General features: G+C 69.0%; 8 protein-coding genes. 5 read left to right on the forward strand and 3 right to left on the reverse strand.

Features of this window, described 5'->3' with window-relative positions; translation table 11 throughout:
• Window positions 1-62 precede the first annotated feature (62 nt).
• From ACFWJW_RS29090 to ACFWJW_RS29105, 4 genes are all read left to right on the forward strand, one after another.
• Window positions 63-875 carry an ABC transporter ATP-binding protein gene (locus tag ACFWJW_RS29090; protein ID WP_387247015.1) on the forward strand — a complete coding sequence of 271 codons (813 nt, stop codon included), beginning with the start codon at window positions 63-65 and terminating at the stop codon, window positions 873-875.
• A gap of 104 nt (window positions 876-979) precedes the next feature.
• Window positions 980-1,393 (forward strand): NfeD family protein, encoded by a 414-nt coding sequence (locus ACFWJW_RS29095; RefSeq protein WP_387247031.1) that lies wholly within the window; start codon window positions 980-982, stop codon window positions 1,391-1,393.
• Window positions 1,394-1,494: 101 nt separating this feature from the next.
• A complete protein-coding gene (locus ACFWJW_RS29100) occupies window positions 1,495-2,439 on the forward strand; it encodes an SPFH domain-containing protein (protein ID WP_387247017.1) in 945 nt (314 codons plus the stop codon).
• 64 nt (window positions 2,440-2,503) lie between these two features.
• On the forward strand, window positions 2,504-3,271 hold the full coding sequence (locus ACFWJW_RS29105; RefSeq protein ID WP_387247019.1) for a sulfite exporter TauE/SafE family protein: 768 nt from the start codon (window positions 2,504-2,506) through the stop codon (window positions 3,269-3,271).
• Between the two features lie 18 nt (window positions 3,272-3,289).
• Here ACFWJW_RS29105 and ACFWJW_RS29110 read toward each other — a convergent pair whose 3' ends face one another.
• The 3 genes from ACFWJW_RS29110 to ACFWJW_RS29120 form a co-directional block, all read right to left on the reverse strand.
• Entirely contained in the window at window positions 3,290-3,820 is a 531-nt protein-coding gene (locus ACFWJW_RS29110) for an HNH endonuclease (protein WP_387247021.1), read from the reverse strand.
• 390 nt (window positions 3,821-4,210) lie between these two features.
• Window positions 4,211-4,750 (reverse strand): YbhB/YbcL family Raf kinase inhibitor-like protein, encoded by a 540-nt coding sequence (locus tag ACFWJW_RS29115; protein WP_387247023.1) that lies wholly within the window; start codon window positions 4,748-4,750, stop codon window positions 4,211-4,213.
• A 42-nt stretch (window positions 4,751-4,792) separates the two neighbouring features.
• Window positions 4,793-5,575: a sporulation protein gene (locus tag ACFWJW_RS29120; RefSeq protein WP_387247025.1), complete on the reverse strand. Its 783-nt coding sequence runs from the start codon at window positions 5,573-5,575 to the stop codon at window positions 4,793-4,795.
• 168 nt (window positions 5,576-5,743) lie between these two features.
• Between ACFWJW_RS29120 and ACFWJW_RS29125 the strand changes: the two genes are divergently transcribed.
• On the forward strand, window positions 5,744-6,400 hold the full coding sequence (locus tag ACFWJW_RS29125) for a DNA-3-methyladenine glycosylase (RefSeq protein ID WP_387247027.1): 657 nt from the start codon (window positions 5,744-5,746) through the stop codon (window positions 6,398-6,400).
• Window positions 6,401-6,975 lie beyond the last annotated feature (575 nt).

The raw sequence follows: 6,975 nt of genomic DNA on the forward strand, positions 1-6,975 counted from the left end.
AACGAGTGGCGTAGGTTTGCAGGGGGGCTGCGCCTACAGGTGTATGCGACGACCGAGAAGCAATGGGAGACAACGCGCTCATGAGCGATGTGCTGGAGCTGGTGGACGTATCCGTGGTCCGCGAAGGACGGGCTCTGGTGGACCAGGTCTCCTGGTCGGTGAAGGAGGGGGAGCGCTGGGTCATCCTCGGCCCCAACGGGGCGGGCAAGACCACCCTGCTGAACCTCGCCTCCAGCTACCTCTTCCCGAGCTCCGGCAGCGCCTCGATCCTCGGCGAGCAGCTCGGCAAGGTCGACGTCTTCGATCTGCGCCCGCGCATCGGCATCGCCGGTATCGCCCTCGCCGACAAGCTGCCGCGCAGCCAGACCGTGCTCCAGACCGTTCTCACCGCCGCGTACGGCATGACGGCCAGCTGGCAGGAGAACTACGACGACATCGACGAGCAGCGCGCCCGGGCCTTCCTCGACCGCCTCGGCATGACCGCCTACCTGGACCGGAAGTTCGGCACCCTCTCCGAGGGCGAGCGCAAGCGCACCCTGATCGCCCGCGCCATGATGACCGACCCCGAGCTGCTCCTGCTGGACGAGCCGGCCGCCGGCCTCGACCTCGGCGGCCGCGAGGACCTGGTGCGCCGCCTCGGCCGCCTCGCCCGCGACCCGTACGCCCCCTCCATGATCATGGTCACCCACCATGTCGAGGAGATCGCCCCCGGCTTCACCCACGTCCTGATGATCCGTCAGGGCAAGGTGCTGGCCGCCGGCCCGCTCGAACTCGAACTGACCTCCAGCAACCTCTCGCACTGCTTCGGCCTCCCGCTGGTCGTCGAGCGCAACGGCAACGACCGCTGGACGGCGCAGGGTCTGCCCCTGACCTGACCGCCGCCGCCCGGCCAACTTGAGGCGCCGGATCCGCGCCGCTGACCGATCGTGCCCTGTCCCAGGCCGCCGCACGGATCTACCATGAAGCCGTGGATCCATGGGTGTGGTGGCTGATCGCCGCCGTAGGACTGGGCATTCCGCTCGTCGTGACCGCGATGCCCGAATTCGGGATGCTCGCGGTCGGCGCCGTCGCCGGTGCCGTCACCGCAGGCGTCGGTGGCGGCACCGTCCTGCAATTCATCGTCTTCGCCGCCGTATCGGTCGGGCTGATCGCGGTCGTACGCCCCATCGCCAACCGCCATCGAGGCCAGAGCCCCCAACTCGCGTCCGGAGTCGACGCGCTGAAGGGCCGCAGCGCCACGGTCCTGGAGCGGGTCGACGGCGGGGTCGGCGGCCGCATCAAACTCGCCGGCGAGGTCTGGTCCGCCCGCGCCCTCGACGGCAACCAGGTCTACGAGCCCGGCCAGCAGGTCGACGTCGTCGAGATCGAAGGCGCCACCGCTGTCGTCATCTGACCCCAACACGCTGCGCGACGAGCCACGTCTCTGAAAGACTGATCAACGGCAAGCCGGTCGCCGGCCGGCACGGACCAGCAACGAAGGGCACGGGAGCCGCTGTGGGATCCGCCATCATCATCGTCCTGATCATCCTGGTGGTGCTCGTGTTCATCGCACTCATCAAAACGATCCAGGTCATCCCACAGGCCAGCGCCGCCATCGTCGAACGCTTCGGCCGCTACACCCGCACCCTCAACGCCGGCCTGAACATCGTCGTCCCGTTCATCGACTCCATCCGGAACCGCATCGACCTCCGCGAGCAGGTCGTCCCGTTCCCGCCACAGCCGGTGATCACCCAGGACAACCTGGTCGTGAACATCGACACCGTCATCTACTACCAGGTGACCGACGCCCGCGCCGCGACGTACGAGGTCGCCAGTTACATCCAGGCGATCGAGCAGCTCACCGTCACCACGCTGCGGAACATCATCGGCGGTATGGACCTCGAACGGACCCTGACGTCCCGCGAGGAGATCAACGCGGCGCTGCGCGGCGTCCTCGACGAGGCCACCGGCAAGTGGGGCATCCGCGTCAACCGCGTCGAGCTGAAGGCCATCGAGCCGCCGACCTCCATCCAGGACTCGATGGAGAAGCAGATGCGCGCCGACCGCGACAAGCGCGCCGCCATCCTCCAGGCCGAAGGTGTCCGGCAGTCGCAGATCCTCACCGCCGAAGGTGAGAAGCAGTCCTCGATCCTGCGCGCCGAGGGTGAGGCCAAGGCCGCGGCCCTGCGCGCCGAGGGCGAGGCCCAGGCGATCCGGGTGGTCTTCGAGTCGATCCACGCCGGAGACCCCGACCAGAAGCTGCTCTCCTACCAGTACCTCCAGATGCTCCCGAAGATCGCCGAAGGCGACGCCAACAAGCTCTGGATCGTGCCGAGCGAGATCGGCGACGCACTCAAGGGCCTCGGCGGCGCCATCGGCAACTTCAACCCGACGGCCGGCGGCGGTGGCTCCATCCCCAAGCCCAGCTCGCCGAACCGGGAAGCCCCGCCGATCGACTGACACCGCCGCGCCCCTGGTGCATGATCGGTCGGAACCGTACCGATCATGCACGGGGGGAATTCGCGTGACCATCTGGGAAGCCGTTGCCGTCCTCGCCGCCGGAATCGGCGCCGGCACGATCAACACCGTCGTCGGGTCCGGCACCCTGATCACCTTCCCGGTGCTGCTCGCCTTCGGCGTGCCACCGGTCACGGCCAATGTGTCCAACACCCTGGGCCTGGTGCCCGGTTCGATCAGCGGCGCCATCGGCTACCGCCGCGAACTCGCCGGCCAGCGCGGCCGGATCCTGCTCTTCGCCGCCTTCGCCCTCGTCGGCGGCCTCGGCGGCGCGATCCTGCTACTGGCGCTGCCCTCCCAGGCATTCGACACCATCGTCCCGGTGCTGATCGCCGTCGCGCTCGTCCTCGTCGTCGCGCAGCCCAGGCTCGCCGCGATGATCCGCGCCCGACGCGAGCGCAACGGCACCACCGCCCACCGCGACGGCGGGCCGGTCCTGCTCCTCGGCCTGATGCTGGCCAGCGTCTACGGCGGCTACTTCGGCGCCGCGCAGGGGGTGATCTACCTCTCCCTGATGGGCGTGCTGCTCCATGAGGACTACCAGCGGATCAACGCCCTCAAGAACGTCCTCGCGGCCGTCGTCAATGGCGTGGCGGCGGTCCTCTTCCTCTTCGTCGCGCACTTCGACTGGACCGCCGTCGCCCTGATCGCGGTCGGCTCGACCCTCGGCGGCCAGCTCGGCGCGAAGGTGGGCCGCCGCCTGCCGCCCACCGCCCTGCGCGCCCTCATCGTCGTCGTCGGACTGCTCGCCATCACCCAACTCCTCCTCAAATAAGGCGAGTCGGGTGATGGCTCACGCGGCGGCCGGACCGGCCCCGGGCCGCGCGGGCCGCGCCAGCCACTCCGGCAGCCCCTCCCGCACCGACACCCCCAGCGTCGACAGCAGCGCATCCGCCGGTGTCGGCTCGAACGGCCGCCGCAGCAGCTGCATCCCCGCCTGCTCGGGCGTCCGGTCCGCCTTGCGGTGATTGTCCTCCGCACAGGAAGCGACGGTATTCAGCCAGGTGTCCCCACCGCCGTGCGACCGCGGTACGACATGGTCCACGGTCGTCGCCCGGCGCCCGCAGTACGCACACCGGTGCTGGTCACGCACCAGCACCCCGCGCCGGGACCACGGCGCCCGTTGTCGGAACGGCACCCGGACGTATCTGCTGAGTCTGATCACTTGCGGTACCGGCAGATCCACCGAAGCGGCACGGATGCGCAGCCCCGGGTGCGCGTGCTCGACGACGGCCTTGTCCTGCATGACCAGCACCACCGCCCGCCGCAGCGACACCGTCGACAGCGGCTCGAAGCTCGCATTCAGCACCAGCGTCTCGCGCATCCCGTCCACCTCCCGGACCCGCTCCGCCCCCGTGGCGAAGTTGCTCCACCTTGCAGCGCCAGGTATTCCCCGGACAACGCAATTTCCGCACGCCACAAGGGAAATGGAGGACGATCGGCAGATGAAAAGGAGGTGCTCCGGCGGCGCCCGCACGGCACGAAAAGCGTGCGCTCCGGGTCCCACCCCCGTGAACTACGCGGGACCCGGAGCGAACGGCAGCCGGCGAGGACGCCCGAGACACGTAGGGCTCCGACAAGCGGCCGGCGACACACCTGCGCCCCGCCGCTTCCGCCACTGCGGTACCAGCTGCCCGACGCCCGTCTTACGGGGCGGCGGCACGGACACCACTGTGCGCGCGGGAAGCGCCGGGGCGCAACGGAATTACGGCGCTCAGCCCGCCGCCGGCACCTCGTACTCGGCGATCAGCTGGGCCCGCCCGAGGGTGTGGAACCGCAGATTGAAGCCCACCACCGCGGGCGAGGCATCCGCGTCCGGACCGAGCTTCTCCTGGTCCACCGCGTAGACGGTGAACACATAGCGGTGCGGACCGTCCCCGGGCGGCGGCGCCGCGCCACCGAACTCCCGCGTCCCGTAGTCGTTACGGACATGGACGGCGCCCTCGGGCAGCCCCTTCATGTCGCCGGACCCGGCACCGGCCGGCAGCTCCGTCACCGACGCCGGAATGTCGAACAGCGACCAGTGCCAAAAGCCGCTGCCCGTCGGTGCGTCCGGGTCGTAGCAGGTGACGGCGTAGCTCTTCGTCCCCGCGGGCGCACCCTCCCACCGCAGCTGCGGCGAACGGTTCCCCTCGGCGAAGACCTGCTCCGGCCGCAGCGTCCCGCCCGGCTCCACCTCGTCGCTCAGCACCGTGAACTCCGGCACCGGCGGATGGAAATCGTGCGGGAGCGGCCGCCGCTTCAGCTCGGACACTGCAACACCTCCTGGTCGCTTGCTGACACCTGTCCGGCCAGGTTAGAGCCAGTTCCGCTTACCGCCGACCTCCGCCAGCCACTGGTTGAGGTACGCCGCCCAGTCGGTCCCCTGGAAGTCGTTCAGCCCGACCGTGAACGACCGGAAGGTGTCCGACCCCTCGCTGAACAGCCCCGGCTTCTTGTCCATCTCCAGGACGACGTCCATCTCCCGGTCGTCCGCCACGAAGGACAGCTCGACCTGGTTGAGCCCGCGGTACTGCTGCGGCGCGTAGAACTCGACCTCCTGGTAGAACGGCAGCTGCTGCCGCGTCCCCCGGATGTGCCCCTGCTCCAGGTCAGCCGCCTTGAAACGGAACCCGAGGCGCCCGAACGCGTCCAGAATCGCCTGCTGCGCCGGCAGCGGGTGCACATTCACCGGGTCCAGGTCACTGGAGTCCACCGCACGGGCGATCGCCAGCTCCGTCGTCACCCCGACGCTCATCCCGTGCAGATGCGTCCCCAGGAACGTGGTGATCGGCGTCTCCCACGGAATCTCCAGCCCGAACGGGACGGTGTGCGCCGCTCCCGCCTGCACGGTGAACTCCCCGCCCAGCTGCACCTTGGTGAACTCGACGTTCCGCTTGTACTCCTCCTCGCCGCTCTCGACCTCGACGCGCGCCTGGAGCCCGACCGACAGCCCCTGGATCTCCTGGGGCACCGAACCGCCCTGGATCCGCACCTCGCCCTGCACGACCCCACCCGGGACCACGTTCTCCTCGAAGAGCACCGTCTCCACCGACGCGCCCCCGGCGCCCAGGCTCGCCAGCAGCTTCTTGAATCCCATGCTCGTCCTCCCCAGGCGGAACGCCTGTGCTTTGTGTAGCGCGCCGAGATCTCGGCTTGATTCCTACGAACGCGAAACCGCGCAAGCCGGTTCCACGCCACACCTTCCCAACCCTGGCGCTTCCATGGCCAGCCGACCTCTCCCACGGCTCCACTACGCTCGGTCCGCATGACCGACGTACCGGAACGTATGCCGCTCACCCGTGACTTCTTCGACCGCCCCGTGGTGGACGTGGCCCCTGACCTGCTGGGCCGGACCCTCCTCCGCAACACCCCCGAGGGCCCGATCACCCTCCGGCTCACCGAGGTCGAGGCGTACGACGGCGAGACCGACCCCGGCTCGCACGCCTACCGCGGCCGCACCGCCCGCAACGCCGCCATGTTCGGCCCGCCCGGCCATGCGTACGTCTACTTCATCTACGGGATGTGGTTCAGCCTCAACGTGGTCTGCGGTCCCGAGGGCAAGGCGAGCGGTGTCCTGCTGCGCGCCGGCGAGATCCTCACCGGCGCACCCCTGGCCGCCGGTCGCCGCCCCAAGGCCCGCAGCACCAATGAACTGGCGAAGGGCCCGGCCCGCCTGGCCACCGCCCTCGACATCGACCGCACCCTCGACAGCACCGACCTGTGCCACGGCGGCGCTGCCCCCCTCTCCCTCCTCCACGGCGAGCCACCGGCCCCCGACCGGGTACGCAACGGCCCGCGCACCGGCGTCGGCGGAGACGGCGCGGATCACCCCTGGCGCTATTGGATCGCCGACGACCCCACCGTCAGCCCGTACCGCCGCCACATCCCCCGCAACAGGCGCCGCGCCACCACCGCTACTTGACTCCGTGTGCCGGACCGCCTAACGTAGCCCGAGCCGCTGGAGACGGGCAGCGCTATCTGCGCAGACCGCCAGGCGGCACAACCAACTACTCTCAACGATTCCCTGACGGGGTCCTCTTTCGCGTTGCCGAAATTCGACCCCGCCGACCCGATTATGAGTCGCCAGGGAGAGCCGCTAAAGTAGTAACCCGCCGAAAGGGCAGCAGTAATTAGCTGCTCCGAGGCGGACCTCCGACGGAAATCAGAACCGGAATCGAAACGAATCCGGATCTGTTAGAGTCGGAAAGGCCGAAAAGCGAAAGCCAAACGGCCGAGCCCGCTCCAGCAGGGCGCCAGAGACGGAAACGGATCTGGTAAGGTTGGAAACGCGAAGAAGCCGAAAGGCGGAAACGCACCGGCGAAAATCGGGCCCGCAAGGATCTGATAGAGTCGGAAACGCAAGACCGAAGGGAAGCGCCCGGAGAGCCTGGTGAAACAGGAGCAAAGGAAGCGTCCGTTCCTTGAGAACTCAACAGCGTGCCAAAAGTCAACGCCAGATATGTTGATACCCCGTCGACCGGAAACATTCCGGAGGAT

Origin of the sequence: Streptomyces sp. NPDC127097, from assembly GCF_042724075.1 — a bacterium.
In the GTDB taxonomy this organism is placed as follows: Bacteria; Actinomycetota; Actinomycetes; order Streptomycetales; family Streptomycetaceae; genus Streptomyces.

Bases quoted from the DNA above. Each gene is read 5' to 3' on its own strand.
- ACFWJW_RS29090 (WP_387247015.1), top strand. From the start codon at position 63: ATGGGAGACAACGCGCTCATGAGCGATGTGCTGGAGCTGGTGGACGTA.
- ACFWJW_RS29110 (WP_387247021.1), bottom strand. From the start codon at position 3,820: ATGCGCGAGACGCTGGTGCTGAATGCGAGCTTCGAGCCGCTGTCGACG.
- ACFWJW_RS29120 (WP_387247025.1), bottom strand. From the start codon at position 5,575: ATGGGATTCAAGAAGCTGCTGGCGAGCCTGGGCGCCGGGGGCGCGTCG.
- ACFWJW_RS29125 (WP_387247027.1), top strand. From the start codon at position 5,744: ATGACCGACGTACCGGAACGTATGCCGCTCACCCGTGACTTCTTCGAC.